Origin of the sequence: Halobacterium litoreum (assembly GCF_021233415.1) — an archaeon.
GTDB lineage: Archaea > Halobacteriota > Halobacteria > Halobacteriales > Halobacteriaceae > Halobacterium > Halobacterium litoreum.
Map to the genome: position 1 here is coordinate 316,537 of NZ_CP089466.1, position 24,326 is coordinate 340,862.

Genomic DNA, 24,326 nt, shown 5'->3' on the forward strand with positions numbered 1-24,326 from the left:
AGGGTTTTTGTCCGTGCGAGCAGTCTCACCGACAATGACGGACGCCAGCGACGTGGACTTCGACGTGGTCCCCGACACCGACCAGTCCTTCGAGAACGCGCTGGCGAAGGCCCGCGACGGCCACCGGCTCACTGTCGCGGACGGCATCGAACTCATCACCACCGGCACCGACACCGACGGAATCGACCCCCGGCGGAAGGAACTCGTCCTCGAAGCCGCCGACCGCCGGCGCGCCGACGTGGTGGGCGACGAAGTGACGTTCGTCGCCAACGTAAACAACAACGTGACCACGGCCTGCAACACGGGGTGTCTGTTCTGCAACTTCAAGGACACCGCCCACCAGTTCGAGGTCGACCACCACGACGACCACGCTGGGTTCACCAAGACCCCCGAGGAGTCGAAGGCGGTCGTCGAGGACGCCGTCGAGCGGGGCGTCTACGAGGTCACGTCGGTGTCCGGCCTCCACCCCGCGTTCGGGCTGAACCCCGAACACCGCGAGGCATTGGACGCCGACGACCCCGAACACAACTACAAGCCGCCCGAGCGCTACACCACCGACCCTCACACGTACGTCGAACAGATTCGCGCCATGAGCGAGGCGGGCGCGCACGTCCACTCGATGACCCCGGAGGAAGCCGAACACGCCCAGCGCGGCGTCGAGTGGGGCTACCGCGACGTCTACCGCGAACTGAAGGACGCCGGCCTCGACACCGTCCCCGGCACCGCTGCCGAGATTCTCGTCGACGAGGTGCGCGAGGTCATCTGCCCCGGCAAAATCGACACCGGCGAGTGGGTGACCGCGATGGAGGCCGCCGCCGACGTCGGCCTCCCGATGACCGCGACCATCATGTACGGCCACGTCGAGAACGCCGCCCACCGCGTCCACCACCTCGACGTGATTCGGGACCTACAGGACCGCACGGACAACATCACGGAGTTCGTCCCGCTGTCCTTCATCCACCAGCAGACGCCGCTGTACGACCGCGGCGTCGTCACCGGCGGCGCCAGCGACGCCGAGGACGAACTGATGGTCGCCGTCTCCCGACTCTTCCTCGACAACGTCGACCACGTCCAGTCGTCGTGGGTGAAATTCGGGAACGCGAAGGGCCTGAAACTCCTGAACTGCGGCGCCGACGACTTCATGGGCACCATCCTCTCGGAGGAAATCACGAAGCGCGCGGGCGGCCAGCACGGCGAGTTCCGGTCGGTCGCCGACTACGCCGAGATGGTTTCGGCCATCGGTCGCACGCCCGTCGAGCGCTCCACGGACTACGAGACGCGCCGCGTCGTCGACCCGGACGCCGACACCCACGGCCCCGAACTCGGCCCGCAGGCGGACGGCACGCCCCTCGTCCCCGAGCGCGCCGGCGACCGTCCCCGGGACGCCGCGAGCGCGGACGACTGACGCCATGATGAGCACCACCCACGCGGCCATGGGCGTCTCCATCGCCGCCGTCACCGTCTGGATCGCACCCGAACTCGCGGTCCCGGCGGCGCTCGGCGCGATGGCCGGCGGCATCTTCCCCGACCTCGACGTCGCCGTCGTCGCGCACCGCCGCACCCTCCACTTCCCCGAACACTACTGGCTCCCGGTCGCGCTCGCCGCCCCCGTCGCCGCGGTCGCGCCGTCGGCCGTCACCGTCGGCGCCGCGTTCTTCGCGCTGTCGGCGGCCGTCCACTCCGTCAGCGACGCGTTCGGCGGCGGTCTCGGCGCCCGCCCGTGGCGCAACGACGACCAGCGCGGCGTCTACTCCCACCGCCGCGGCGAGTGGATTCCGCCCCGGCGCTGGATTCGCTACGACGGCGCGCCCGAGGACTTGCTCGCCGCCGCCGTCCTCTCGCTTCCGGGCCTCCTACTGTTCGACGGTCTCGTCCGAGACCTCACGCTCGCGATGCTCGCCGTCTCCGTCGTCTACACCGTCCTCAGAAAACCGCTCGGCGAGCTCACCCACCGCTACGACCTGTAGTCGGCTAGTCGGCGAGCACCGTCCGGTAGCGCTCCCCGTCCGCGATTTCGCGCCCGACGCGCTCGCTGACCCACTCGTTTTCGACGCCGTCCTCGGGGAGGAACCGCTCGTAGACCGGCAGGCGCTCCCGGAGCGGGACGCCGCCGTGCTCGGCGACGTCTTCGAGTTCGCGGACCGCCGGCCACGCGTAGTCCGGGTTGATGTAGTCCTCGGTCACCGGAGAGACGCCGCCCAAGTCCTCGACGCCGCAGTCCAGCAGGGCGCGCGCGTCGGCGAGGTTCGGCGGCACCTGCACCGCCACCGCCTCGGGGAGCACGGCGTGCGCCATCGCGACCGTGCGCCGCATCGTCGCTTCGCTCGGCGGGTCGCCGTCCCAGCGCTCGTTCGGACTCACCGGCTGGACGATGACCTCCTGGACGTGCCCGTAGCGCTCGTGTAACTCGCGAATCGCGAGCAGGCTGTCCGCGCGGTCCGACCAGTCCTCGCCGACGCCGACGAGGATGCCGGTCGTGAACGGCACGCCGAGCTCGCCCGCCGTCGCGATGGTGTTGAGACGCTGGCCCGGACTCTTCGCCCGCGACCCGGAGTGCGCCCGCACGTCCGCCGTCGTCTCCAACATTACGCCCATCGACGCGTTCACGTCCGCCACGTGCGCCATCTGCTCGCGGGTCTGGTCGCCCGGGTTCGCGTGCGGGAGCAGTCCCTCCTCCAAGGCTATCTCGCAGGCCTCCCGGAGGTACTCGTGAATCGAGTCGTGACCCCACTCGCGGAGTTGGTCGTGAACCTCGGTGTAGCGGTCGTCGGGGTCGTCGCCGAACGTGAACAGCGCCTCCGTACAGCCGGCGTCGGCGCCCGTCCGGCACGTCTCCCGAATCGCCTCGGGACTCATCAGCGACGCCTCGCCCGGCACGTCGTAGTACGTGCAGTACGTACACGTATACCGGCACGCCGTCGTCAACGGCAAGAAGACGTTGCGAGCGAACGTCAGTTCGTCGGCCGGTTCCACGTCTTCGGGCCGCACCGAGAGCGCGCGCTCCCGGTCCGCGTCCTCGATGGCCACGTCCACGCCGTACTCGTCGGCGCCCGGAATCGAACTCATGCGTTCGGGTCGAACTCCCCGGCGGCCGCCGCGCCGCCCGGCCGGTACACTTCGAAGTTCCGCGCCACGAACGTCCCGTACCCCAGCACGACCGCCACGGCGACGACCGCCGTGCGCGCCAGCCCCGCCGTCTGTCCCGACAGCAAGAGGAGCGACCCGGCGTACCCCGCGACCGCTCCGACTGCCGCCGCCACACCGAAGTCGACGGCGAGCGACCCCAGCGGCTTCGCTCGGAGCAGTTCCGTCCGTTGGGTGTTCCCCAGGGGTGTGTACGCGTCCGCCGCCGCCAGCACCGCCGACACCACCGCACCCACTGCCGTCGGTGCGGCCGTCCACCGCGGCACGCCGGCGCGCGCCAACACCGTCGCGAGCACCACGAACGACACCGCGGCGACGACCGCGAGCGCCGCGAGCGCGCCCGCCGCTCGGGCGAGTGGCTTCAAGTCCATACCGTGGGGTTGGTTCACGCGCGTTTAGGCGTTGGGTTCGACCACGGGGTCGCCGTCACGCACCGCGAGTTCGAACCCCGCGTCCCGGAGCCAGTCGGCGGCCGCGCCGTCGCCGTGGACGAACACGTCCACGAGGTCCGACGGCTCGTCGACGTCCACCGCCAGCCGGAACGAGTCGACGGTCGCGACGCTCGCACCGACCGACTCGGCGGCCGCGACGTGGTCGCGGAAGGACGCGCCGTGGTAGTCGACGCGGAACTCGGAGTGTCGGGCGACGACGGCGTTCGTGCCGCCGGCGAGTCCGGGCGCTAACACCACGTCCCCGTCGGCGTCGAACAGTCCGCCGACGGCCGCGGGCGTCGCGAGCGCGAGGTCCGCCATCACCACCGCCGTCGGTAGGTCGCCGAGCGCGGCGTTCACCGCGACGGACAGCGGGCGGTCGTCGACGGCTACGGGTGCGTCCACGCCGTCGACGGGCGCCGCCGCGAGCACGGTCGGCTCGCCGCCCGCGTCACGCACCGCGGACAGCACGTCCGCCAGCATCGCCGCCGCGAAGCCGCGTCGCTGGTCGGCCGAAAGAACGGAGGAGAGTCGCGAGTTCGGGTTCGCGGCGTCGAACGGAACGACGACCCGCATCACCCGAGTTTGTCGTACCCGTCGTCGCGCTGCTGGAGGAACCAGTAGACGCCGCCCGCCAGCGCGAGCAAGACGACCACTGCGCCGCCAGCCATCAACAGCATGTCCGTCTGCTGGGCGGAGGACTTCGAACTGTTGGCGGTGGACTCGGCCTCCTCGGCGTTCTCCACGGCCTGCTCGAAGTTCCCGCTGTTGTAGAACTCGATGGCGTCCTCGAGGTCGCCCTCCGCGCCGCCGACGCCGGCGCCCGCGCTCTGCGCGCTCTCGATGGCGGACTGTGCGTCGTCGATGGCGGTGCGGGCCTCCTGACTCGCCGACGTGTACGGCCGCGTCTCGTACGTCTGGAGGGTGTTACTCGACCCGCCCTCCTGGGCTTCCACGAACTCCGCGAACGTGATCTGCTGGGCGGGGTCGTAACTCCAGTCGAAGGCCGACGCGCTCGGCGTCGTGCCGACCACCTGGACCTCGACGCGCACCACGCCGCTGGACGCCTGCAGGTCGTAACTCGCGGACTGGCCCGTGAGCGTACTCTCGTCGACCTGGTTGTCCGCGTTGTCGTACGTCGTCACGGTCCACGAGACGTCCTCCAGTTGGGTCTGCATCTGGAGGGTCCACTCCTCGTAGTCGCTGAACGGTTCCGTAATCGTGAACGTCGTCGGTTCCTGCTGCTCGCCGACCTCGACCCTGTCCGGGGCGCTCCCGCTCACGGAGACGGCGGCCGCTGGGACCGCTGCGACCGCGAGCAAGACGACGAGGCCGACTGCGAGCTTAGAACAGCGGCTCGAGTTCATCCTCGTCGTCTTCGACTAGGTCCTGCAAGTTCTCTTCGCTTTCGTCCCGGATGTCGTCGATGTTGTCCTGGGCCTCGATGGCGACTTCCTGTAACTCCTTGATGCGCGGGACGTTGTTCACGCCCGACAGCAGGACGACCGACGCGACCTGCTGGGAGTTCGGCACCGGGTAGTCGCCGCCGCGGACCTCCATCGAACCGGTCTGCTCTTCGAGCCACTTCCGGCCGCGCTCGATACCTTTCCGGTTCAGGTACTTCGCCGGACCCGCAGTGACCAGCAGCGCGCGCTCGGTCCCCTCGATTTCACAGGGGAGGGTGAGGCGACCGAGGGCCGCCTTCCGGACGAGGGAGGTGATGCGGTTGGTCGTAGACGCGGAGTCCTCCATCTGCTCGTCGCCGCCGGTGAACCGCGAGAGCAGTCCGCTCCCGCCGCTCGTGTCGTTGTCGACGGTCTCCGAGGCATACCCGACCGTGGAGACGCCGCCGCCAGCGAGCGTGTTGATAATTTCGCTGGAGTCGACGACGGACTCGGCGACGTCGCCGCCCTGCTCGACTTCGCCGGCGCCGAACAGGATGCCGAATCGCGTGACTATCTCCTCGTTGATTTCGTCGTAGCCGCCCTGCACCGACTCGCCGGACTTCCGCCACGCGTCGTTGTCGAACACGAGGAGGTTGTCGACCTCGCGGACGAACGTCTGGAACGAGCGCGCCGCGTTCAGCGTGTAGATGCCGCCCTCGTCGCTGCCGGGGAGGACGCCGAGACCGTAGACGGGTTCGGTGTAGATGCGTTTCAGGTGCTTGGCGATGACGGGCGAGCCACCCGACCCGGTGCCGCCGCCGAGCCCCGAAATGACGAGGAACGCGTCCACCTCGTGGACGGGGATGCTGTCGATGGCACCCTGCACCTCGTCGATGTCTTCCTCGGCGATTTCCGCGCCGAGTTCGTTGTCCGCGCCCACGCCGTGTCCCTTGACGCGGGACTGACCGATGAGGACGCGGTTTTCTTGTGGTACGTGGTCGAGACCCATTAGGTCGGCCTTAGCGGTGTTGACGGCGACCGCGGCGCGCACGATGCCGGAGTCGTGGCGCTCGTCGTACTCGAGGAATTTGTCGAGTATTTTTCCGCCCGCTTGACCGAACCCGATCATTGCGAGTTTCATACGGAACCCTTTGCCAAGTTAGAGAAGCAACGAGCGTATAAGACTTTTGCAGACGCCCGTCCGACGGTTCCGCGGCAGTACAGGTTTTCGAGGGATAGCGTCGGAAGCGGGAGCGTACACTCGATTACCGAGGTGTGGTATCACGCCACTATTTTAAAATCGGTGTCACGACCGTAAGCGGCGCTTACCGCGGTCAGGCGACCCGTACTGTCCTCACTTCAGGGACAGATACTCGGACAGCGTCGTCAGGTCCGACTCGTCCACGCCGAACGCCGCGATGTCGTTCTCGGCGACCGTGTTGTCGAACTTCAGCGACCGGTACTGGTCGGAGCCGAACGGCACGAACGGCAGCGGGTCGGCGAGCGTCAGGCCGATGCCGGCAAGCGGCATCGGCACCGGGAGGACGCGCACCGATTTCCCCTCGGCGCGGTACGCGAGATGCGTCACGTCCGCGAGCGACAACACCTCCGGACCGCCGATTTCGTACGTCTCCCCCCAGTGGGTCTCGTCGCCGACGGCGTCCGCGAGCATCGGCACGAGGTCCTGCACCCAGATCGGCTGGAACTTCGACTTCCCGCCGCCCGGCAACCCGGTGACGTACGGCGTCGTGAGTTGCTTCGTGAACCCGACGAACTCGCCGCCGTCCCCGAACACGACCGACGGCCGGAAGATGGTGTACTCCAACTCGGACTCGCGCACGACGGTCTCGGCCTGCCCCTTCGACCGGAGGTACGCCGTCGACCCGTCGGGGTCGGCGCCGAGCGCGGACATCTGGAGGACGTAGTCGGCGCCGGCCTCCTCGGCGGCCGTCACGACGTTCTCCGTGCCGCCGAGGTGGACCTCGAAGTGGCGCCGGTCGCCGCCGTTCGGTTTGAACAGCGGGGACAGCGCGACGAGGTTCACGACGGCGTCCTTGCCCTCCATCGCCTCCGCGACGGCGTCGTAGGCCGTCACGTCCCCGACCGCCGTCTCGACGCTGTCGGGCAGGTCGGCGCCCTCGGGGTGCCGGGAGAGCGCGGTCACGTCGTGTCCCCTCTCGTCGAGTTCCCGACACAGGTGCGTCCCGATGAACCCCGTTCCGCCGGTTACCAACACGTCCATGCGCCGACACACGCACGGAACGACCCTAAATGTATGGCCGCCGGCAGCCGTCACTCGGCGCTGATTCTGGGGTCGAGGTAGCCGTAGAGGACGTCCTGGAGGAGGTTACCGAGGATGCCGACGAAGACGAGAATCATCGTGGTGCCGATGATGAGCGGGAGGTCGCGTTCCCGCACCGCGAACAGACTCGCCCCCGCCAACCCCTCTATCTCCAGAATCTCCTCGATGACGTAGATGTTGAGGACGAGCACGCCGAGGATTTCGGTCACCGACAGCGAGACGATGGGGATGGCGGCGTTCCGCAGTACGTGGCGGGCGACCCGCAGGCGGTTGGCGCCTTTCGCTCGGAGGAGTTTGGTGAACGATTTGCCCGCCTGTTCGAGGCTCGCGATGCGCGCGAACCGAATCTGGCCCGCCAGGAGGGTGGCCGCGACGGCCGCCGCCGCCAGCACCTGCGGGTGCGGGGAAGCGACGTAGACGCTCCCGCCGACGGTTTTCAGGGTGGCGCCGCCGACGGCGGTGTACCAGACGAGGCCGACGAACGCCGGCACCCCCAACAGCGTGTACGACCCGACGCGAATCGTCCAGTCCGGCACCGACCCGCGGAGCGTCGCGGCGAGCAATCCGAGGAGGACGCCGAGGACGACGGCGAGAATTACGCCGGGAATCACGTACTCGAGGGTGGTGGGGACGCGGGTTTCCAGTACCGACCACACCGGCTCGCGGTACGCGAACGAGTATCCCCAGTCCAGCGTCGACACGTCTATCAGCCAGTCGAGGTACCGCTGGAGGACGGGTTCGTCGAGCCCGCGGGCTTCGAGGAACGTCCGGCGAATCTGTTCGAGTTCCTCGGCGGTGGCGCGCTGGTAGTACGCGGCGGCGCCGAGGCGGCCGCCGAGGGCGGTGTTCGGCGTGAACGTGACGAGCGCGAACGTCGCGGTGACCACGAGATACGCCGACAACGCCGCGAACGCCACGCGACGCGCGAGGTACTCGGCGTAACTCACGGCGACCACCGGCGGTTCGTGTCGCTCTCCGTGGAGGGCTCGGGCGACATGTCGTCGCCACGTACCGAACGCTTCGTGTTAACGTTTTTCGTGCCGAACGGCGTCACGAACCCGAAGCCGTTTGTACGTCGCTGGCCGTCTTCGACGTATGCTCGTCACGCTGGAGGGCATCGACGGCAGCGGGAAGACCACGGTCTGGGAGGCGCTTCGCGACGCCCGCGGCGACGGCTACACGTTCACCCACGAGCCCACCGACTCGTGGTTCGGCGAGGCCGTGCGCCGCTCGGAGGCCGAGACCGACGCCGACCCGCTCGCCGAACTGTTCCTGTTCACCGCCGACCACGCCGACCACCTCTCCCGCGTCGTCGAACCCGCACTCGACCGCGGCGACGTCGTGATTTCGGACCGGTACTCCGACTCCCGGTACGCCTACCAGGGCGTCGCCCTGGAGGGCGAGATTCCGCGCCCGATGGAGTACGTCCGGGGCGTCCACCAGCCGTGGACGCGCCCGCCGGACCTCACGCTGTACTTCGACGTCGACCCCGAGACGGGCGCCGCCCGGTCGGGCGCCACGAACAAGTTCGAGCAGGCCGACTTCCTCCGAGACGTGCAGGCGAACTTCGAGCAACTCATCGAGTACGACCCCGAGCGGTTCGTTCGCGTGGACGCCTCCCGCTCTCCCGAGGTAGTCCTCGACGCCGTCGAGGACGTCCTCGACCGCGCGCTCGACGATGCCTGACGACGACGATTCCGGTTTCTCGCTCTCGCTCCCGCCGATTCGACTGCCGGCGCTGTTCCCCGAGGACTTCCGCGTGCTGTGGCCGGGCGGCGGCCCGCCCCGGCAGCGCGCGTCGCCGCGACTCGTCGCCGCCGTCCTCGTCTGTTTCGACCTCGTAGACGCGCTACTCGCGCTCACCGTCGACGCGCCCGCCGTCACCGCGGTGCGGACGGTCGGCGGCGCGCTCGTCGCCGGCGTGACGTTCGGCCTGCTCGGCGTCGCGTACGTCGCCGAGCCAATCGCGGCGCTGCTCGGATTCGGCGCGCTGACGGCGTTCCCGTCGCTGACGGTTCTCTTACTCGCTCGGGTAGTCCGGTAGGTCTTCGAGTTCCTCGGGCGCGGGCACCCAGAACAGGTCGATGGACCACCCGAGGAAGAACGGGAACGCCCACGTCACGACGATGAGTTGGCCGACGTCGTCGAACGCGCCGGCTCCCAGTCCCGCGGCGCCCAACACGAGCGTCGTCGCCGCGTACACGACCGGAATCAACAGCGCGGTGTAGACGACCGACCCCCAGCGCGTCTTCAGGGTGACGCGGAAGAACCGCGCGCCGAACGCGGCGATGGCGGTGTGCACGAGCACGATGAAGCCGACGCCGACGGCGGTGACGACCGAGACCATGGTCGGGGGTTCGTGCTCGGGCGGCTTTTCGCTATCGGTAAGTGACCGGGTCTCGTCGGGGCGCGTATGCACCGCGTCATCGGGGAACGTGACCTCTCGGAGGCAGCCGTCGACGAGGAGACCGCGAGAGCGGTCCTCCGGGACATGGTCCGGGCTCGGCACTTCGACGAGCGCGCGCTGTCGCTCCAGCGCCGCGGGTGGATGCCGGGCTACCCACCGTTCAAGGGACAGGAAGGGTCGCAGGTCGGCGCCGCGCACGCGATGGCCGACGACGACTGGCTGTTCCCGACGTACCGCTCGAACGCCATGCAGCTCGCTCGCGGCGTGCCCGCCAGCGACATTCTGCTCTTCCGCCGGGGGCACGCGGAGTTCCACTCCGACCACGACGTGCCGGTGTTCCCGCAGGCGATTCCCATCGCCAGCCAGATTCCCCACGCCGTCGGCGCGGGGATGGCGATGGACTACGCGGACGACCCGGATGCCGTCATCGCGTACTTCGGGGACGGCGCCACCAGCGAGGGCGACTTCCACGAGGCGATGAACTTCGCGGGCGTCTTCGACGCGCCCGTGGTCTTCCTCTGTGAGAACAACAACTGGGCCATCTCGCTCCCGCGAGAGCGCCAGACCGCCAGCGACTCCATCGCGGTGAAAGCGGAGGCCTACGGCTTCGAGGGCGTGCAGGTCGACGGGAACGACCCGCTGGCCGTCCACGAGACCGTCAGCGACGCGCTGGAGGACGCGCGCGGCGGCGACCCCGTGCTCGTGGAGAGCCTGACCTACCGGCAGGGCGCGCACACCACGAGCGACGACCCGGACCGCTACCGGCCCGAGGACGAGGACCTGCCGGAGTGGCGCACCGCCGACCCCGTCGACCGGTTCGCCGAGTACCTCGAGGAACAGGGCGTCATCGACGAGGCGTTCGTCGAGGACTGCTTCGACGAGGCCGAGGCCGAACTCGACGACGCCATCGCCGCCGCCGAGGAGGTCGGCGAACCGGACGTCGACGAACTGTTCGACTACGCGTACGCCGAGCACACGCCCCGCATCGCCGAGCAGAAGGCGTGGCTGGACGAGTGGCTCGAAGATCACGACCCGCAGGAGATGGAGTTCTAGCGCGATTCGAGTCCCCCTCGACTTTTTCAGCGCCCGCGCCGACCACTCGGTCGTGCGCAGACGCCAGTTCCTCGCCGCCGCGCCCGCCGTCGCCCTCGGCACGGCCGGCTGTCTCACGCCCTCCGACTCGCCGTCTCGGCCGCGCGCCCGTCTCCACGCCGTCTGGTTCGTGAACGACAGCGACGAGGCCTGCGACGTTTCGGTCGCCGTGACCGACGGCGACGGCGAGACTGTGTACGAGACTTCGTTCCGACTCGGGGCGGCGGGCGGCGACGGCCCGCCGGCGAACGTGAGCCGCGAACCGCCCCTCGACGACCCCGACGCGTACACTGTGGAAGCGACCGTCTGCGACGAGACGGCGACCGTCGACACGACGAAGTGGGCGTCGGCGGGCGAGAACTGCGTGACGGCGAAGTTCGTGCGGACGACTCGCGGCGACGTCCGCGTCGCGCCCCAGACCTACGAGAACTGCTGACTTACGACGCGGACAGCGAGACGTACGTCTTCGTGTCGGTGACGCCGGCGGCCGTGCCGATGCGCTTCGAGACGGTTTCGAGGACGTTGTGGACCTCGTCGCCGTCCACCTCCGCGATGATGTCGTACTGGCCGGCGACGACGTGCGCGGCGGTGACGCCGTCGAGTTCGGCGACGTGGTCGCGGACGTCGTTGGCGGCACCCGCTCCCGCCTTCACCATGATGAACGCGTGAACCATACGAACACGAAACACCCCTGACAGCAAAAGTATTGCTACGTGGTAACGCGGCACAAACATATTTGGCGTGTCACGTCGTACGGGCCGTATGCGCATCGTCATCATCGGGGCTGGGCGCGTCGGTCTGCGGACCGCGCGCGTCATCGCCAACGAGGGCCACGACGTGACGGTCGTGGAACGCGACTACGACAAGGCCGAACGGGCACGCAAGGAGGACTTCGACGTCATCGAGGGCGACGGCTCCAGCGAAGACGTACTGATGGAAGCGGACCTCGACAGCGCGGACGCCTGCGGCGCGCTCACCGGCGACCTCAACACCAACTTCGTCGCGTGCATGGTCGCGAACCACCACGGCTGTCGCACCGTCCTCCGCATCGACGAGGACTACCGCGAGGACATCTACCGGAAGTACGCCGACGAGGTCGACGAAATCGTCTACCCCGAGCGCCTCGGCGCCATCGGCGCGAAAAACGCCTTACTCGGCGGGAACGTCACCGCCATCGCGGACCTCGCGGAGAACCTCCAGGTCGTCCAGTTCACCGTCACGCAGGACGCGCCGATGCGCGGGTACACGCTCAGCGAACTCGAACTACCGTCTCGCGCCCGGATGCTCGCGTTCGGGAAACGGGACGGCGCGCTCGGCCTGCCGCTCCCGGACGACACGCTCGAAGTCGGCGACCGAATCGCCGTCCTCGCCGAGTTCGGGCGGCTCGACGACGTGCGCCAGATACTCGTCGGGAGCGAGGCCGCGGCGGAGGGGATGTAGATGGCGGTCACCGCCTACATCATGGTGAAGGCGAACACCGGCGACGCCGACCGCCTGCTCTCGGACATCGCCGGCATCGACGGCGTCGTCGACGCGCACGTCGTCGCGGGCGACGTGGACATCATCGCGAAAATCGAAGTCGACTCGCCCGCCGACGTGAAGGACATCGCCGCGAACCAGATTCAGCAGACGGACGGCGTCGAGGACACCGAGACGTACATCTCGATGTCCTAGAGCGGGGTTCCCTCGGCGTTCTGCGCCGCGCGGTTCCGCATCGACTGGACCTTCTCCGTGTAGTCGTAGCCGGGAATCACGCCCTCGAACCACGTCCCCTCGACGTAGTTCACGAGCGCCAGCGCGTCGTCTGCGGCCTTCCCCTCTCGGGGGTCGAGAGCCAGCGCGACGCGCACGTCGTCGGCGTGCTTCGACACGTCCGTGACGGTCACATCGTCCGCGAGGGTCACGCCGTCGGCGTCCTGCACGCGGCGGTCGAACGTGTCGTACCAACCGTCCTCGACCACGTCCGCGACCGGTTCGGTCGTCGCGGCGTCCAGCGTCGGCACCCACACCTCGATTTCTACTGCGTCGCCGTCGACTGCGATTTCGGCCGTCCAGTCGTTCGTCGTCGGCGCGAACCCCTCGCTCGTGCGCTCGAAGCGCGCGTGCTCGGCGAACTCGGCTGCCACGTCAGTCATGAGTGACAACAGGGCTCGCGAGCGCTTGGGCGTTGCGCTCCCGGCCGTTCCGCTGGCTATACGTACGTCGGGCGGCCACACCGTACCAGTCCGAGGATGTCCACGCAGACGCTCCGCCGACTGGAGGCCGTCGCGCTCGTCGGCGTCGGTGGGTTCGCGGGCGCGAACCTCCGGTACGCCGCCGCCCTACTCTGGCCCGGCCTCCCCGGCACGCTCGCCGTGAACGCCGCCGGCAGCCTCGCGCTCGGGTTCATCGTCTACGAGGCCGCCGGCCGCGGTGTGCTCGCCGACGAGTCCCGGACCGTCCTCGCCACCGGCTTCCTCTCCTCGCTGACGACGTACAGCACGTTCGCCGTCCAGACCGCCCAGTCTGCGCCCGTCTGGATGGTCGCGAACGTCCTCGGGAACTACGCGCTCGGCTTCCTCGGCGTCGTCGTGGGGCGCTGGCTCGCGGTCACCTACGGGGGTGGGCGGTAGTGCTGCCGCCCGCCCACCTCGTCGGCACCGGCGGCGCGCTCGGTGCCGTCCTCCGGTACGCCGTCGAGCAGTACGTCACCGTCGAGGGATACCCCGCGAGCACGCTCACCGTCAACGTCCTCGGGACGTTCGTACTCGCCGCGCTCACGTTCGCGAACGCCGGGAACGACGCGATGCTGCTGTTCGGCACGGGCGTCTGCGGGTCGTTCACGACGTTCTCCTCGTTCAGCGTCGACGTGGTCGGTCTCGTGGAGAACGAACGCTACGCCGTCGCCGCCGGCCACGCGCTCGGCAACCTCGCGGGCGCCGCCGCCGGCGTCGGCCTCGCGTGGCTCCTGTTCGCCTAAGTGCGCGAATCCGGTGGACTCATTACGCGTTCGTCGCGTCTCGCAACCATGTCCATCGACTGGAGTGGGGTCAGTCACGTGACGAAAGTCGACCCCGCCGAGGACCTGCCCGCGGACCTGAGCGTCCTCGGCCACACCGACCTGGTCATCGTCGGCGGGTCCGACGGCGTCACGGAAGCGAACTCCCTCGACGCCATCGAGCGCATCGCCGAGTCCTGTGACGTGCCCGTGTTCCAGGAGCCGTACAGCGCGAGCCACGTCTCCTCGGACACCATCGACGCCGCGGACTTCCTCTCGATTCCCGCCGTCTACAACGGCGACCGAGCCAACTTCGTCGCGAAACACGTCGAGTTCTTCGCGGAAGCCGGGAAGAAACCCGAGGAACTGCTCGGCGCGAGCATCCCCGTCGTCGGCGACCTCATCGCGTCGAAGGGCCGCGAAGCCGTCGCCGACCTCACCGAGAACGTCCTCGCGGAGGGCTACGTCGTCCAGAACCTCGACTCGAAGGCCGCCGCCGAGTCCGGCGTCGACCGCACGTACTCCCCGGACGAGGTCGCGGGCGCCGCGCTCGCCACCGAGTCCTTCTACGACTTCCCCATCTTCTACGTCGAGTACTCGGGCACCTACGGCGGCCCCGAGGACGTCGAAGCCGCCGCGCAGTACTTAGAGGACACCGCGCTCCTCTACGGCGGCGGCATCCAGTCCCACGAGCAGACGACGGAGATTCTGGACGCCGGCGCGGACGCCGTCGTCGTCGGCGACTGCTTCCACGACGACCCCGCCCAGTTCCTCGATACGATTCCCTGACTCACTCGCTGACCAGCCACAGCCGGTCGATGACCCCCTCCCGAACCCGGTAGACGCCGACCGCTTCCCGTTCCTCCCCGCCCTGTTCGAGTCGCTCGTGGTCCACGACGTACTCCCCGAGTGTCATCCGGGACAGAATCTCCACCGTCGGCTCCACGGACTCGAACAGCCCGCCGTACAGCTCTCGAATCTCCGCCTCGCCGACCGCCATCGGTTCCTCCCCGTCGATTTCCGCGACGACGGCGTCCTCGGCGAACTGCGCCACGAACGCCGCCACGTCGCCGTCGTTGTACGCCTCGACCTGTCTGTCCACCACACTCTCCGGGTCGCTCGCCATACTCGTCGTGGTCCCGCGATGGCTTAAGAAAGTACGGACGGCGTCGCTCGGTTCGACTCACGCAGCGGAGCATCCGCGACCCGAGGGGCGCGAGGCGGCGAAGCCGCCTCGGAATGCGCGAACGGGGAGCGGAGTGACCCGTGAGCGGTCCGAAGGACCCGGAAGGGTCGCGGATGCTCCGCTGCGAGTGCCGTCAGCGCGAGCAGCGGCCGACGACCGACTAACGCGAGCGAAGCGAGCGGCTGGAGGGAGGAGTGCTTTTTCCGCAAGTTTTTGCCGAGTGAGGCGAGGCAGCGCCGCGCCTCACGCAGCGCAAAAAGTGCGATGCGAGGGGTGGGATTCGAACCGCCCGCAGACGGTCGCTCACTGCGTTCGCGCTGCGTCTGCTGTGCTTCGAATCCACCCTCTTCTCGTCTACTCGCGTTCGCTCGCAGAACGAGTGCGAGGGGTGGGATTCGAACCCACGAACCCCTACGGGAGCGGGTCTTAAGCCCGCCGCCTTTGGCCGCTCGGCCACCCTCGCGTGTCCACGTGGGGTCGGGGGAGAGAAGTCGGTTACGGTGTGTTTCGGCGGTCGCGGACGGCGACCGAGGCGCCCCAGCCGACGCTGGCGCCGAGGATGGCAAAGCGGTGGTCGAGCGTCCAGTCGACGCCGAACGCGAGCGTGGCGGCGACGGTGGCGAGGACGAAGACGCCGGTGGCGGCGCGCAGGCCGCGGTAGGCCGAGCGCACGCCTACCAGTCGACGGAGAGGGTGCCGTCGCCGTGGGGGTCGGGCGCGATTTCCTCGTCGGTACGTCGGTCGACGACGTGGATGGCGCCGTCGCCTTTCTTCGCGGGGCAGGCGTCGGCGGCGGCGACGTTGTGGTCGAGTTCGTCCTCGTCGAAGAAGTACGTCTTCGGCTTCCCGAGGCCGGACGCGATGTCCATCTCCCAGTTCGCGGAGACCTCCGCGCACTTGCCCGCGCCGAAGCACTTGTTCGCCTCGTAGACGAGCTTGTAGGGTTTCTCCTCGACCGGCGGTGCGTCCGACTCGCCGATGTCGCTCGGGTTCACGGCGCCCTCGGAGTCGCTCATTGCCGGAGATTAGAAACGAGTGGTCTTTCGGCTTTCGGTCGCCGCGAGCGCCGCGGGTGCGGCGTTCGTCAGTCGTGGATTTCGACGCGCTCGATTTCGACGTCCTCGGTCGGACGGTCGTTGGCGTCGGTGTCGACGTTCCCGATGGCTTCGACGACGTCCATGCCGTCAGTGACCTTCCCGAAGACCGCGTGGCGGCCGTCGAGGTGGGGCTGGGCGTCCAGCGTGATGAAGAACTGGCTGCCGTTCGTGTTCGGGCCGGAGTTCGCCATCGAGAGGACGCCCGGGCCGTCGTGGCCGAGGTCGTCGTGGAACTCGTCGTCGAACTGGTAGCCGGGGCCGCCGCGACCGGTGCCGGTCGGGTCGCCGCCCTGAATCATGAAGCCCTCGATGACGCGGTGGAAGAGCACGCCGCTGTACAGCGAGTCGCCGCGAATCTCGCCGGACTCGGGGTCCTCCCACGTGACGGTGTCCGGTGCGGGGTCGGCGTCCGCGGCGGGGTCGTGTTCCGCGAGGTTCAGGAAGTTCTCGACCGTTCGCGGCGCCTTCTCGTCGTACAGTTCGATGTCGATGTCGCCTTCGCTGGTGTGGAGTGTCGCCTCGACAGTCATCTCTACCGGAGGGAGGGACGCACGCCGGATAACCCTACCTACTCGCGGCGTCCGCGTCCGGCGGCCGTGACGCAGTTGCCGCGGTCGGTCTGCGCTCAGAACGACCGCAGGTCGGCGAGCACGTCCTCGGCGCTGCCGTCCGAGATAACTTCGCGGGCGGCCTCGATGCCGTCCTCGATGGACGGGACGTCCTCGCGGGCGTACATGCGGAGCGCGGCGTTCAGGAGGACGGCGTCGCGGAACGCGTCGCGGCGCTCGCCCGAAAGCACGTCGATGGTGATATCCGCGGAGTCGGCGGCCACGTCGTCGACGTGGAGGTCCTCGCTCTCGAAGTCCATGCCGTAGTCCGCGGTCTCGACGGTGAAGTCCTCGAGGTCGCTGCCGTCGTTCCACTCTGCGACCGCCGTCGAACCGGGGCGCACGTCGTCGTACCCCTCCATCCCCTGGAACATCAGCACGCGGTCGAACGTCGACTGCTCGCTCTCGCGGACGGTCTCGACGATTTTCTTCGCGAACGCGAGGTGGTAGAACGAGCCGAGGTGGACGTCCGCGTTCGCGGGGTTCGCGAGCGTCTCGACGGTGTTCACGAACGTCCGCACGCCCATGTTGTCCCGGCGGTCCCACAAAGCGTCCACGACGGGGTTGAAGTTCGGCTGGTAGTAGAAGCCGAAGCCGGTCTCGTCGACCATCTCGGCGCTCTCCTCGGGGTCGAGTTCGGTTCGGACGTCGAGTTCGTCGAGGACGTGCTTGTACGCCGTCTCCTTCTGGGACGGCACGTAGTCTCCGGAGTGGACGACGACGGGCGTGCCCGCCGCTGCCGCGACGACGCCGGAGGCGACGCCGAGCAGCGCGCTGCGTTCTTTCCCGTCGTAGTTCGCGCCGCAGTCAACGGGGTCGACGCTCGGTTCCGCACTGACGACGCTCTCTTCGAGCATCACGTCGACGAACGCGCCGAGTTCCTCGCCGTCGTTTCGCTTCCAGCGGTTCGCCAGCCAGAATGCGCCGAGCGTGGTCGGGTCCGGGTTCAGGTCGAGGATGCGCTGGAACGCCTCTCGCGCCTGCTCGCGGGACATGTCCGCCGCGGACTTCGGGCCCGAGGCGACGACTTCCGTGTTCAGGCGCTTCAGCGGCCACTCGCCGTACGAGTCGCTCATGCTATCGGCTTGGGATTACACCACGGTAAATCCACCCACTCGCGCGCGAACCGGTAGACAGTAACCGGCCGACGCCCTACCGTCGCGTGATGGTCGCGGGTGACTGGCGCGAACGCATCGACGACATCGACGCACGCCTCGTGGACGAGTACCAGAGCGGCTTTCCCGTCCGCGAGCGCCCGTTCGAGGCGGTTGCGGACGAACTCGGAACGACGCCCGTGGACGCCCTCGAACGCGTCCAGCGGCTCCGCGACGAGGGCGTCTTCAGGCGGTTCGGCGCCGTCCTGAATCCGCCCGTCATCGGCTCCTCGACGCTCGCCGCCGTCAAGGCGCCCGAGGACCGCTTCGAAGAGGTGGCCGACGTAATCAACTCCTACCGGCAGGTCAACCACAACTACCGGCGCGCCCACGAGTGGAATCAGTGGTTCGTCGTCACCGCCGCGAGCCGCGAGAAGCGCGACGAGATTCTCGCCGACATCGAGGAACGCACGGGCTGTGCGGTGCTGAACCTCCCGATGCTCACGGACTACTACATCGACCTCGAATTCCCGGTGGTGAACTCCGACCGGTTCGCCCGCGAGAGCCTCGACAGCACCGAGGTGTCGGCGACGAACATCAGCGAGTCGGCGACCGGCGACCTCTCCGAACTCGACGCCGACCTCCTGCTCGCGATACAGGACGGGTTCCCGCTGTCCGCCACCCCCTACCGGGACGTGGCCGACGAAATCGGCGCGGACGTCGCGGACGTGCTCGACGCCGTCGAACGCCTCCGCGACGACGGCTGCATCAAGCGCGTCGGCTGCATCGTCAACCACGTCGTCACCGGCTTCGACGCCAACTGCATGGTCGTCTGGGACGTCCCCGACGACGAACTCGACGAGCGCGGCGTCGAAGTCGGGCAACTCCCGTACGTCACGCTCTGCTACCACCGACCGCGGCGCCCCGAACAGGACTGGGAGTACAACCTCTTCACGATGATTCACGGCCGCGAGAGCGACGCCGTCGACGCCAAAATCGACGAACTCGCGGCCGACCACCTCCCGTTCGACCACGAGCGCCTCTACAGCGAGGAAACACTGAAGCAGACCGGCGCGCGCTACGACGACCTGGTCGGCGAGTAGGACGGCGCGACTCGCAGGGACGGCGCGACTCGCAGAGACGACGCTCCCGTCGCTGGTCGGTGCGACGACTCGGAAAAGCGGCGTTCGAGCGGCGACCCCGAACTACTCGCGCGCCGTCATGTACAGCAGCGGCGCGACGACGAGCAGCGCGATGCCGAGGAAGCGGTACGTGAACGGGTCTTCGCCCAACATCGAGGCGGGCGTCACGACGAACACCAACCCGAACGTCACGGCGTTGATGGAGACGACCTTCCGCGAGCCGATGGGAATGACGCCGACGATGGACAGCGCGAACAACACCAGGAGCGCGTGCCCAACGTGGTAGTTCACGAGGAAGTCGTCGATGAGGGGCAGCGGTGTGAACGCCATTGTTAGTCGAATTTCGCCGCGAAATCCCCTTTAAGGTTCCGTTCCACCGCTCGGCCCGAGGTCCAACGGTCGAAGCCAGTTGTACCACACCACCAGCACCATCGCCGCGTACCCCGTCGCCCACACGACGGCGCCCGCCGTCGGGCGACCCGACTGGTACAACAAGTGGTTCGCGACGCCCGGCAACACCACGCCCGCCGCCAACACCAACCCCAGTTTCACGCGCGAGTCCATACCCCCGGCTACGCACTCGTCCGGGGTGAATCACTCGGTTCCGCGGCGTCCAGAACCACGGGCCAGACAGACGCCCTGCTGTCGGCGGTACGTCTGTGGAGAACTGCCGGGGTTCGCCGTGGCAGGGTGGGGGCCGAAGCCGGCGAACCCGGCGACTGCGGGGAGCATGGGTTCCGGGTGTCGGGAACCCGGCTCGGCGTACACGGGGACCGGTACTCAAACCGTCGCGCAGTCGCAGCGCGTGCGAACGCTACAACCCCATCTGGCGCGCCATCCACTCCTCGCTCGCCCGCCCCATCATCTCCTCCCAGTCCCCGAACCGCGTCCGCTCAGCGACGTACTCGTCGAACTCGCTCTCGGACACGTCCGCGAAATCCGCCTTCGAGGACACGTCCCACTCGCTCTCCGCGAGGAACGCCTCGAAACTCTCGACTTCCGTGTACCGCTGCATGAATCCCGGCGTGAACACCTCCTCGAACGCCGCGTCGCCGTCGAGCGACGACGCTCGCTCGTGCATCTCGTCCACCATCGCCGTCACGTCACCCTCGCCCCCGTCGCCAGTCATACGCGGAGTCTCGCGCTCGCTGCAGAAAACCGTTCTCCCCGCACCGCCGCACACAGCCACCGCTCCCGAGTAACAGTCAACGGACGGCGACGGGAACGTGCGAAAACGGAGTGGGTCAGTGCGGATTTGAACCGCAAACTTCCACCTTATCAGAGTGGCGCTCTACCTAGTTGAGCTACTGACCCGAACGCATCCACACGTTTGCCGGTGGTACAATTAAGGGTTTCCTTTCGACACCGCGGCGCTTGCTTGCGTTACTGGTCGCGGTCGTCGTCCTCGAACTCCACGTCGTAGGCGTCCTCGTCGAGGTCTACCGTGTCCTCGCTGCGCTGGCCGGCGTTCGGCCCGGCGTTCCCGCCCATGTTTGCGTTCCCGAACGGGCTGTCGTCGCTGTCGCCGGGGAAGCCGAACGTGTAGACGTTCCCGGACGCGAACCCACCGGTCTGCGCGTCGAGTTTCGGCTTCACCACCCAGTTCTTGACGGCGTACCGGAACGGGACGCGCGTCAGCGGGAACACGAGCAGGAACCCGAGCGCGTCCGTGAGGAGGCCGGGCGTCAGCAGGAACGCGCCCGCCGCGATGAGCAGACCGCCGTCTACGAGTTCGTCCGTCGGCGGTTCGCCCTTCGCGAGCGACCGCTGGATTCGCTTGAGGGTGGCGCGTCCCTCGGCGCGCACGAACAGCGTCCCGAGGAGCGCGGTGAGCACCACGAGCGCCACCGTCAGCTCCCAGCCGATCTCCCCCGCGACGAACACGAGGAAGATGGCGTCCGCCAGCGGGACGACCAACAGCGCGAGGAACAGCCACCGGAGTCGGGGCATGTGCCGGGGTAGCGGAGCGCGATTGATAGCCTTTCTGTTCGTTTCCCCGATTCGTGGATTGTGTATCGTCGGTGCGTTCGTGGACGCTCGAAAGCCCTCGGCGGCTTCGCTCCCGCTCGGCGCCTCACCCTGCCGCGGGATTCGCTCGTGTCGAAACGGTTTCCCGGGCGCGTCGCCGAATTCGGGTATGAGCGAGTCTGCGGACGGGACGCGCGTGGAGTGGCGGGAGTGGGGCGACGCGGCGTTCGCGGAGGCCGCGGAGCGCGACGTGCCGGTGTTGGTGTCGCTGGTGGCGTCGTGGAGCGACTGGTGCCGGCAGATGGACGAGCGGACGTTCGCGGAGCCGCGCATCGCGGCGAACGTGAACGACGACTTCGTGCCGGTGCGCGTGGACGCCGACGAGCGGCCGCGAGTCCGGGAGCGGTACAACATGGGCGGGTTCCCGTCGACGGTGTTCGTGACGCCCGAGGGCGAGCACATCGCGGGCGCGACGTTCCTCGAACCCGAGGGGTTCCGGCAGGTGCTCCAGCGCGTCCGCGAGACGTGGAACGAGAAGGGCGCGGAAGCGGGCCGCGTGCCGCGCTCGCTGCAGGGCGGCGAGCCGCCCGCGGCGCCCGTCTCCGGCGAAGTCGAGCGACTCCTCGCGGGGCAACTCAGCGACCAGTTCGACGCCGAGCACGGCGGCTGGGGGACGAGCGAGAAGTTCCCGCTGCCGGCGACCGTGGAGTTCGCGTTGAAGCGCGAGCGCGAGCAGGCGCTCCGGACGCTGGACGCGATTCGCCGGAACCTCGCGGCCGAGGACGGCGGCGTCTACCGGTTCGCCCACGAGCGGAACTGGTCGGACCCACAGCGCGAGACGGTGCTCTCGGAGAACGCGAGCGTCCTGCGCGCGCTGGCGAACGCCTACCTGCACTCGGGCGAGGACGACTACCGGACGGCCGCCGAGGACGTCGTGGACTACGCGACGGGGACGCTGTGGACGGGCGAGGCGTTCGCGGCGAGCGAGCGCCCGGGCGAGGGCGACGCCGCCGACCCCGGCGTGGACGAGACGGCGTACGCGGACGTGAACGCGCTCGCGGCGGACGCGCTCCTGACGCTCGCGGCGTACACGGACGACGAGCGCGCGCGCCGGTACGCCGAGCGCACGCTCGACTACCTCGCAGACGTTCTCGTTGACGACGGCGAGGTCCGGCACTTCGCCGGCGAGGACGCCCCCGTGGGCTTGCTCGCGGACCGCGCGCAGGTCGTGCGGGCGTTCGCGACGGCCGCGCAGGTGCTGGGCGGCGACTACCTCGACACCGCCCGCACGGTCGCCGACGCCGCCATCGACGACCTGCAGGACGCGACGGGCGCGTTCCGCGACGGCCCCGAGTCGGGCGCCGGCCTGCTCGACCAACCCCTGCGTCCCATCGACGACGCGGCGGTGCTGGCGGACGCGCTCGTGGACCTCCACCATCTCACCGGCGAGGCGCGCTACCTCGATTCGGCGCGGAACGCGGTCGGCGCGTTCGCGGGCGCGGCCGACCGGATGGGCGTGCAGGTCGCGGCCTACGGCACGGCGGCGGCGCGCGTCGCTGGCGACCCGCTCGTGATTGCGGTCGCCGACGAAGCGGGGAGCGACCTCCACCGCGCCGCGCTCCGGATGGCCGACCACGAGAAGGTCGTCGTCCCGAACGCCGACGGCGACGCGGGCACGGCGTGGGTGGAGACGCCCGACGGCGCGACCGACACGGTCTCGGAGCCGGCGGCACTCGCCGACCTCGTCGCGGACTCGCGGTAGGTGCCGGTCGCCGAACGATAAACCGTCGGAGCGTTTTTCTGTCCCCGAGACGAACGACGCACGACATGGCAGACTTGAGGGATTTGGGGCTCTCGGAGTACGAGGCGAACGCGTACCGCGCGCTCCTCAGTACCGGGCCGGCAACTGCAAAAGAGTTGTCAGACGAGAGCGGGGTGCCGATGGGGCGCATCTACGACGTGCTCGGCAGCATCGAATCACAGCATCTCGTGCGCAGTCAGGCCGCGAGTCGCCCGAAGAAGTACGTCGCGGTCGAACCCGACACCGCCCTCGACCGCCTGCTCGACGACCGGAAACGCGAACTCGAGGAGAAAGCCAGCCAGTACGAGGACGTCGTCGACGAACTCACGCGCGACCTCCGGGACCCCACCGCGCCCGAGGACGGCTTCTGGACGGCCGCGCTCGGCCCCGAGGACTCCATCGACCTCCTGCTCGAACGCCTCGACGCGGCCGACGACCGCGTCGTCCTCGTCACCGGCACCCCCTCCTCCAGTTTCGACCTCGACGACGTGAGCGGGCGCGTCTTCGAACGACTCGAAGCAGCCGTCGACCGCGGCGTCTCCGTCTCCGTCCTCCTCTCCGCGGACCTCGCGCGCTCGCTCCCGCCGGAAGTCAACGAGCGCTACGCCTCGGTCCTCGCCGACAACCCCGACTACGAAGTGCGGTACGGCGACGGCATCGACGGCAACGTCACCATCATCGACGGCGCCGAGGTCTGTCTCGAAGTGTCGAACCCCGTCCAGCCGGACGAGGCGTTTGCCACCATCGACCTCCAGGACCCCGAGTTCGCCGCCGACGTCTCCGAGGCGTTCGCTGACTCCTGGAGCGACGCCACCGCCCTCAATTAGTTCCAGTTCAATTCCTCAAAGATATATTGAATTTACCATGAGCATTATCGCTCATTGATGGGCTTAGCCCAAGATAACGAAGTAACAACTAGTATTCTTCTTTCAAATAAACTTTGGCCGTCTCTTTATGTCTTTCAAGCTTTTGTTCATCATACTCGCTATGGCGAGATTCTTCAAAATGTTCAAAGTAATTATTGAGTAAATCAAGCAGATTCTCGGGCAAGTCGGTCCCCTCCCACCAGTTCCACCAATACTGTGGAATTGGCTCCTCGCCTTCAGGTGCGAGTGTCCGCGCAGATCTGTGAATACGAATGCCAAATGGTGGGGCTTCGGTTTCAGCCTCGTACGCGTCAGCCATTGGAACCCCTACCAAGATGCTATTCTTGTATCCCTCTGATCCAGCGATTGTTTCGGAGACCGATTCTGTTGTGTCTCCACCATGGTAGAGCGGTCCAAACGCAACTGCGGCTCTAATAATGGAGGTGTAATAAACCTCGAAATGGTCTTGTTCAGATTCTCCAACTAAATATTCCGCGTATCCTCTGAATATATCCTGTAGAAAGCCGATAAGCTCAAACTTCTCATCTGAAACGATGTACATCCCATCCATCATCGGGAAAATGTCGACATCGTAGTCATTCTGGACATCAAGGACTGCGTTGTGCATTTTTAGAACTTTGACTGCTCCAGTCTTCACAGATCGCCTCATTGCATTTGCAGTCCCCATTATGTCTAACCAAGCGATGTACTGGTTTTTGGGAGACTGCAACTCAGACGGGTCAACATATGGATCAATACTTGGAGGCATATTACTACACTTCCAACGAGAATGAATAAATTTAGGGGTGAAACGGCAACTGGCAGA

At 67.9% G+C, this 24,326-nt stretch carries 34 protein-coding genes and 2 tRNA genes; 14 read left to right on the forward strand and 22 right to left on the reverse strand.

Translation table 11 applies throughout. From position 1 onward, the window contains the following. Positions 1-34 precede the first annotated feature (34 nt). Positions 35-1,405, forward strand: coding sequence for a 7,8-didemethyl-8-hydroxy-5-deazariboflavin synthase subunit CofH (gene cofH / locus LT972_RS01715; protein WP_232571469.1), 1,371 nt, complete (start codon positions 35-37; stop codon positions 1,403-1,405). Between the two features lie 4 nt (positions 1,406-1,409). Then, a complete protein-coding gene (locus LT972_RS01720) occupies positions 1,410-1,967 on the forward strand; it encodes a metal-dependent hydrolase (RefSeq protein ID WP_232571470.1) in 558 nt (185 codons plus the stop codon). A gap of 4 nt (positions 1,968-1,971) precedes the next feature. Here LT972_RS01720 and cofG read toward each other — a convergent pair whose 3' ends face one another. The 7 genes from cofG to LT972_RS01755 all read right to left on the reverse strand — a co-directional run bounded on the left by cofG (position 1,972) and on the right by LT972_RS01755 (position 8,209). Further along, positions 1,972-3,066 carry a 7,8-didemethyl-8-hydroxy-5-deazariboflavin synthase subunit CofG gene (gene cofG, locus LT972_RS01725; RefSeq protein ID WP_232571471.1) on the reverse strand — a complete coding sequence of 365 codons (1,095 nt, stop codon included), beginning with the start codon at positions 3,064-3,066 and terminating at the stop codon, positions 1,972-1,974. After that, positions 3,063-3,515: a hypothetical protein gene (locus LT972_RS01730; RefSeq protein WP_232571472.1), complete on the reverse strand. Its 453-nt coding sequence runs from the start codon at positions 3,513-3,515 to the stop codon at positions 3,063-3,065. Before LT972_RS01730 ends, cofG begins: the two co-directional genes overlap by 4 nt. Before the next feature lie 24 nt (positions 3,516-3,539). Beyond that, positions 3,540-4,151: a 2-phospho-L-lactate guanylyltransferase gene (gene cofC / locus LT972_RS01735; RefSeq protein ID WP_232571473.1), complete on the reverse strand. Its 612-nt coding sequence runs from the start codon at positions 4,149-4,151 to the stop codon at positions 3,540-3,542. Further along, positions 4,151-4,942, reverse strand: a complete 792-nt coding sequence (locus LT972_RS01740) for a hypothetical protein (RefSeq protein WP_232571474.1) — start codon at positions 4,940-4,942, stop codon at positions 4,151-4,153. The genes cofC and LT972_RS01740 overlap by 1 nt, the downstream gene beginning before the upstream one ends. After that, positions 4,920-6,101, reverse strand: a complete 1,182-nt coding sequence (locus LT972_RS01745; RefSeq protein ID WP_232571475.1) for a tubulin/FtsZ family protein — start codon at positions 6,099-6,101, stop codon at positions 4,920-4,922. The genes LT972_RS01740 and LT972_RS01745 overlap by 23 nt, the downstream gene beginning before the upstream one ends. Before the next feature lie 213 nt (positions 6,102-6,314). After that, the gene (locus LT972_RS01750) at positions 6,315-7,202 is read right to left on the reverse strand and encodes a complex I NDUFA9 subunit family protein (RefSeq protein WP_232571476.1); all 888 of its coding nucleotides are present in this window, start codon (positions 7,200-7,202) and stop codon (positions 6,315-6,317) included. 50 nt (positions 7,203-7,252) lie between these two features. Continuing rightward, complete coding sequence (locus tag LT972_RS01755; RefSeq protein ID WP_232571477.1) at positions 7,253-8,209, reverse strand: ABC transporter permease; 957 nt, start codon at positions 8,207-8,209, stop codon at positions 7,253-7,255. A 148-nt stretch (positions 8,210-8,357) separates the two neighbouring features. On the opposite strand from LT972_RS01755, the gene tmk reads away from it, so the two are divergent. Together tmk and LT972_RS01765 are read left to right on the forward strand one after the other, a co-directional pair. Beyond that, positions 8,358-8,948, forward strand: coding sequence for a dTMP kinase (gene tmk, locus LT972_RS01760; RefSeq protein ID WP_232571478.1), 591 nt, complete (start codon positions 8,358-8,360; stop codon positions 8,946-8,948). Then, positions 8,941-9,306 carry a hypothetical protein gene (locus LT972_RS01765; RefSeq protein ID WP_232571479.1) on the forward strand — a complete coding sequence of 122 codons (366 nt, stop codon included), beginning with the start codon at positions 8,941-8,943 and terminating at the stop codon, positions 9,304-9,306. The genes tmk and LT972_RS01765 overlap by 8 nt, the downstream gene beginning before the upstream one ends. Here LT972_RS01765 and LT972_RS01770 read toward each other — a convergent pair. Beyond that, positions 9,283-9,609 (reverse strand): hypothetical protein, encoded by a 327-nt coding sequence (locus tag LT972_RS01770; RefSeq protein WP_232571480.1) that lies wholly within the window; start codon positions 9,607-9,609, stop codon positions 9,283-9,285. The genes LT972_RS01765 and LT972_RS01770 overlap by 24 nt on opposite strands. Positions 9,610-9,675: 66 nt before the next feature. On the opposite strand from LT972_RS01770, the gene pdhA reads away from it, so the two are divergent. Further along, the gene (gene pdhA, locus LT972_RS01775) at positions 9,676-10,722 is read left to right on the forward strand and encodes a pyruvate dehydrogenase (acetyl-transferring) E1 component subunit alpha (RefSeq protein ID WP_232571481.1); all 1,047 of its coding nucleotides are present in this window, start codon (positions 9,676-9,678) and stop codon (positions 10,720-10,722) included. A gap of 52 nt (positions 10,723-10,774) precedes the next feature. Next, the gene (locus tag LT972_RS01780; protein ID WP_232571482.1) at positions 10,775-11,197 is read left to right on the forward strand and encodes a hypothetical protein; all 423 of its coding nucleotides are present in this window, start codon (positions 10,775-10,777) and stop codon (positions 11,195-11,197) included. Between the two features lies 1 nt (position 11,198). Here the strand turns inward: LT972_RS01780 and LT972_RS01785 are convergent, their stop codons facing one another. Then, positions 11,199-11,435: an Lrp/AsnC family transcriptional regulator gene (locus LT972_RS01785; RefSeq protein WP_232571483.1), complete on the reverse strand. Its 237-nt coding sequence runs from the start codon at positions 11,433-11,435 to the stop codon at positions 11,199-11,201. 88 nt (positions 11,436-11,523) lie between these two features. Here LT972_RS01785 and LT972_RS01790 point away from each other — a divergent pair, with 88 nt between their 5' ends. Beyond that, positions 11,524-12,201, forward strand: a complete 678-nt coding sequence (locus tag LT972_RS01790) for a potassium channel family protein (protein WP_232571484.1) — start codon at positions 11,524-11,526, stop codon at positions 12,199-12,201. Next, the gene (locus tag LT972_RS01795; protein ID WP_232571485.1) at positions 12,202-12,435 is read left to right on the forward strand and encodes an Lrp/AsnC family transcriptional regulator; all 234 of its coding nucleotides are present in this window, start codon (positions 12,202-12,204) and stop codon (positions 12,433-12,435) included. It begins immediately after the preceding gene. Here LT972_RS01795 and LT972_RS01800 read toward each other — a convergent pair. Then, positions 12,432-12,896, reverse strand: a complete 465-nt coding sequence (locus LT972_RS01800) for a DUF5813 family protein (protein ID WP_232571486.1) — start codon at positions 12,894-12,896, stop codon at positions 12,432-12,434. The genes LT972_RS01795 and LT972_RS01800 overlap by 4 nt on opposite strands. Before the next feature lie 96 nt (positions 12,897-12,992). On the opposite strand from LT972_RS01800, the gene LT972_RS01805 reads away from it, so the two are divergent. The 3 genes from LT972_RS01805 to LT972_RS01815 are packed head-to-tail and all read left to right on the forward strand — an operon-like array spanning position 12,993 to position 14,527. Further along, positions 12,993-13,373, forward strand: a complete 381-nt coding sequence (locus LT972_RS01805; protein ID WP_232571487.1) for a fluoride efflux transporter FluC — start codon at positions 12,993-12,995, stop codon at positions 13,371-13,373. Then, complete coding sequence (gene crcB / locus LT972_RS01810) at positions 13,373-13,720, forward strand: fluoride efflux transporter CrcB (protein WP_232571488.1); 348 nt, start codon at positions 13,373-13,375, stop codon at positions 13,718-13,720. The genes LT972_RS01805 and crcB overlap by 1 nt, the downstream gene beginning before the upstream one ends. 48 nt (positions 13,721-13,768) lie before the next feature. Next, positions 13,769-14,527: a geranylgeranylglyceryl/heptaprenylglyceryl phosphate synthase gene (locus LT972_RS01815; RefSeq protein WP_269780538.1), complete on the forward strand. Its 759-nt coding sequence runs from the start codon at positions 13,769-13,771 to the stop codon at positions 14,525-14,527. Position 14,528: 1 nt separating this feature from the next. Here the strand turns inward: LT972_RS01815 and LT972_RS01820 are convergent, their stop codons facing one another. The 6 genes from LT972_RS01820 to LT972_RS01845 all read right to left on the reverse strand — a co-directional run bounded on the left by LT972_RS01820 (position 14,529) and on the right by LT972_RS01845 (position 17,705). After that, positions 14,529-14,864, reverse strand: coding sequence for a nuclear transport factor 2 family protein (locus tag LT972_RS01820; protein ID WP_232571490.1), 336 nt, complete (start codon positions 14,862-14,864; stop codon positions 14,529-14,531). 440 nt (positions 14,865-15,304) lie between these two features. Beyond that, positions 15,305-15,387, reverse strand: a tRNA-Leu gene (locus LT972_RS01825). Between the two features lie 32 nt (positions 15,388-15,419). Then, on the reverse strand, positions 15,420-15,596 hold the full coding sequence (locus LT972_RS01830; protein WP_232571491.1) for a hypothetical protein: 177 nt from the start codon (positions 15,594-15,596) through the stop codon (positions 15,420-15,422). 2 nt (positions 15,597-15,598) lie between these two features. Further along, entirely contained in the window at positions 15,599-15,940 is a 342-nt protein-coding gene (locus tag LT972_RS01835; RefSeq protein ID WP_232571492.1) for a ferredoxin, read from the reverse strand. Between the two features lie 68 nt (positions 15,941-16,008). Continuing rightward, the gene (locus tag LT972_RS01840) at positions 16,009-16,551 is read right to left on the reverse strand and encodes a peptidylprolyl isomerase (protein ID WP_232571493.1); all 543 of its coding nucleotides are present in this window, start codon (positions 16,549-16,551) and stop codon (positions 16,009-16,011) included. Positions 16,552-16,646: 95 nt separating this feature from the next. Next, the gene (locus tag LT972_RS01845) at positions 16,647-17,705 is read right to left on the reverse strand and encodes an anthranilate phosphoribosyltransferase (RefSeq protein ID WP_232571494.1); all 1,059 of its coding nucleotides are present in this window, start codon (positions 17,703-17,705) and stop codon (positions 16,647-16,649) included. 89 nt (positions 17,706-17,794) lie between these two features. Between LT972_RS01845 and ahbB the strand changes: the two genes are divergently transcribed. Next, on the forward strand, positions 17,795-18,826 hold the full coding sequence (gene ahbB / locus LT972_RS01850; RefSeq protein WP_232571495.1) for a siroheme decarboxylase subunit beta: 1,032 nt from the start codon (positions 17,795-17,797) through the stop codon (positions 18,824-18,826). 102 nt (positions 18,827-18,928) lie between these two features. Here ahbB and LT972_RS01855 read toward each other — a convergent pair whose 3' ends face one another. The 5 genes from LT972_RS01855 to LT972_RS01875 all read right to left on the reverse strand — a co-directional run bounded on the left by LT972_RS01855 (position 18,929) and on the right by LT972_RS01875 (position 20,815). After that, positions 18,929-19,195, reverse strand: coding sequence for a hypothetical protein (locus LT972_RS01855; protein WP_232571496.1), 267 nt, complete (start codon positions 19,193-19,195; stop codon positions 18,929-18,931). A gap of 30 nt (positions 19,196-19,225) precedes the next feature. Further along, on the reverse strand, positions 19,226-19,429 hold the full coding sequence (locus LT972_RS01860) for a hypothetical protein (protein WP_232571497.1): 204 nt from the start codon (positions 19,427-19,429) through the stop codon (positions 19,226-19,228). A gap of 250 nt (positions 19,430-19,679) precedes the next feature. Then, positions 19,680-19,994 carry a hypothetical protein gene (locus LT972_RS01865; protein WP_232571498.1) on the reverse strand — a complete coding sequence of 105 codons (315 nt, stop codon included), beginning with the start codon at positions 19,992-19,994 and terminating at the stop codon, positions 19,680-19,682. Between the two features lie 111 nt (positions 19,995-20,105). Further along, positions 20,106-20,179: transfer RNA gene (locus LT972_RS01870), tRNA-Ile, on the reverse strand. A 69-nt stretch (positions 20,180-20,248) separates the two neighbouring features. Continuing rightward, the gene (locus tag LT972_RS01875; protein ID WP_232571499.1) at positions 20,249-20,815 is read right to left on the reverse strand and encodes an FxsA family protein; all 567 of its coding nucleotides are present in this window, start codon (positions 20,813-20,815) and stop codon (positions 20,249-20,251) included. A gap of 187 nt (positions 20,816-21,002) precedes the next feature. Here LT972_RS01875 and LT972_RS01880 point away from each other — a divergent pair, with 187 nt between their 5' ends. Together LT972_RS01880 and LT972_RS01885 are read left to right on the forward strand one after the other, a co-directional pair. Continuing rightward, entirely contained in the window at positions 21,003-22,595 is a 1,593-nt protein-coding gene (locus LT972_RS01880) for a DUF255 domain-containing protein (protein ID WP_232571500.1), read from the forward strand. Between the two features lie 65 nt (positions 22,596-22,660). Beyond that, positions 22,661-23,461, forward strand: coding sequence for a TrmB family transcriptional regulator (locus tag LT972_RS01885; protein ID WP_232571501.1), 801 nt, complete (start codon positions 22,661-22,663; stop codon positions 23,459-23,461). Positions 23,462-23,549: 88 nt separating this feature from the next. On the opposite strand, the gene LT972_RS01890 is transcribed toward LT972_RS01885, so the two are convergent. Continuing rightward, positions 23,550-24,269 carry a type I restriction-modification system subunit M N-terminal domain-containing protein gene (locus LT972_RS01890; protein WP_232571502.1) on the reverse strand — a complete coding sequence of 240 codons (720 nt, stop codon included), beginning with the start codon at positions 24,267-24,269 and terminating at the stop codon, positions 23,550-23,552. Between the last annotated feature and the right edge of the window lie 57 nt (positions 24,270-24,326).

Bases quoted from the DNA above. Each gene is read 5' to 3' on its own strand.
- cofH (WP_232571469.1), top strand. From the start codon at position 35: ATGACGGACGCCAGCGACGTGGACTTCGACGTGGTCCCCGACACCGAC.
- LT972_RS01720 (WP_232571470.1), top strand. From the start codon at position 1,410: ATGATGAGCACCACCCACGCGGCCATGGGCGTCTCCATCGCCGCCGTC.
- cofG (WP_232571471.1), bottom strand. From the start codon at position 3,066: ATGAGTTCGATTCCGGGCGCCGACGAGTACGGCGTGGACGTGGCCATC.
- LT972_RS01730 (WP_232571472.1), bottom strand. From the start codon at position 3,515: ATGGACTTGAAGCCACTCGCCCGAGCGGCGGGCGCGCTCGCGGCGCTC.
- cofC (WP_232571473.1), bottom strand. From the start codon at position 4,151: ATGCGGGTCGTCGTTCCGTTCGACGCCGCGAACCCGAACTCGCGACTC.
- LT972_RS01740 (WP_232571474.1), bottom strand. From the start codon at position 4,942: ATGAACTCGAGCCGCTGTTCTAAGCTCGCAGTCGGCCTCGTCGTCTTG.
- LT972_RS01745 (WP_232571475.1), bottom strand. From the start codon at position 6,101: ATGAAACTCGCAATGATCGGGTTCGGTCAAGCGGGCGGAAAAATACTC.
- LT972_RS01750 (WP_232571476.1), bottom strand. From the start codon at position 7,202: ATGGACGTGTTGGTAACCGGCGGAACGGGGTTCATCGGGACGCACCTG.
- tmk (WP_232571478.1), top strand. From the start codon at position 8,358: ATGCTCGTCACGCTGGAGGGCATCGACGGCAGCGGGAAGACCACGGTC.
- LT972_RS01765 (WP_232571479.1), top strand. From the start codon at position 8,941: ATGCCTGACGACGACGATTCCGGTTTCTCGCTCTCGCTCCCGCCGATT.
- LT972_RS01770 (WP_232571480.1), bottom strand. From the start codon at position 9,609: ATGGTCTCGGTCGTCACCGCCGTCGGCGTCGGCTTCATCGTGCTCGTG.
- pdhA (WP_232571481.1), top strand. From the start codon at position 9,676: ATGCACCGCGTCATCGGGGAACGTGACCTCTCGGAGGCAGCCGTCGAC.
- LT972_RS01785 (WP_232571483.1), bottom strand. From the start codon at position 11,435: ATGGTTCACGCGTTCATCATGGTGAAGGCGGGAGCGGGTGCCGCCAAC.
- LT972_RS01790 (WP_232571484.1), top strand. From the start codon at position 11,524: ATGCGCATCGTCATCATCGGGGCTGGGCGCGTCGGTCTGCGGACCGCG.
- LT972_RS01795 (WP_232571485.1), top strand. From the start codon at position 12,202: ATGGCGGTCACCGCCTACATCATGGTGAAGGCGAACACCGGCGACGCC.
- LT972_RS01800 (WP_232571486.1), bottom strand. From the start codon at position 12,896: ATGACTGACGTGGCAGCCGAGTTCGCCGAGCACGCGCGCTTCGAGCGC.
- LT972_RS01805 (WP_232571487.1), top strand. From the start codon at position 12,993: ATGTCCACGCAGACGCTCCGCCGACTGGAGGCCGTCGCGCTCGTCGGC.
- LT972_RS01815 (WP_269780538.1), top strand. From the start codon at position 13,769: ATGTCCATCGACTGGAGTGGGGTCAGTCACGTGACGAAAGTCGACCCC.
- LT972_RS01820 (WP_232571490.1), bottom strand. From the start codon at position 14,864: ATGGCGAGCGACCCGGAGAGTGTGGTGGACAGACAGGTCGAGGCGTAC.
- LT972_RS01835 (WP_232571492.1), bottom strand. From the start codon at position 15,940: ATGAGCGACTCCGAGGGCGCCGTGAACCCGAGCGACATCGGCGAGTCG.
- LT972_RS01840 (WP_232571493.1), bottom strand. From the start codon at position 16,551: ATGACTGTCGAGGCGACACTCCACACCAGCGAAGGCGACATCGACATC.
- LT972_RS01845 (WP_232571494.1), bottom strand. From the start codon at position 17,705: ATGAGCGACTCGTACGGCGAGTGGCCGCTGAAGCGCCTGAACACGGAA.
- ahbB (WP_232571495.1), top strand. From the start codon at position 17,795: ATGGTCGCGGGTGACTGGCGCGAACGCATCGACGACATCGACGCACGC.
- LT972_RS01855 (WP_232571496.1), bottom strand. From the start codon at position 19,195: ATGGCGTTCACACCGCTGCCCCTCATCGACGACTTCCTCGTGAACTAC.
- LT972_RS01860 (WP_232571497.1), bottom strand. From the start codon at position 19,429: ATGGACTCGCGCGTGAAACTGGGGTTGGTGTTGGCGGCGGGCGTGGTG.
- LT972_RS01865 (WP_232571498.1), bottom strand. From the start codon at position 19,994: ATGACTGGCGACGGGGGCGAGGGTGACGTGACGGCGATGGTGGACGAG.
- LT972_RS01875 (WP_232571499.1), bottom strand. From the start codon at position 20,815: ATGCCCCGACTCCGGTGGCTGTTCCTCGCGCTGTTGGTCGTCCCGCTG.
- LT972_RS01880 (WP_232571500.1), top strand. From the start codon at position 21,003: ATGAGCGAGTCTGCGGACGGGACGCGCGTGGAGTGGCGGGAGTGGGGC.
- LT972_RS01885 (WP_232571501.1), top strand. From the start codon at position 22,661: ATGGCAGACTTGAGGGATTTGGGGCTCTCGGAGTACGAGGCGAACGCG.
- LT972_RS01890 (WP_232571502.1), bottom strand. From the start codon at position 24,269: ATGCCTCCAAGTATTGATCCATATGTTGACCCGTCTGAGTTGCAGTCT.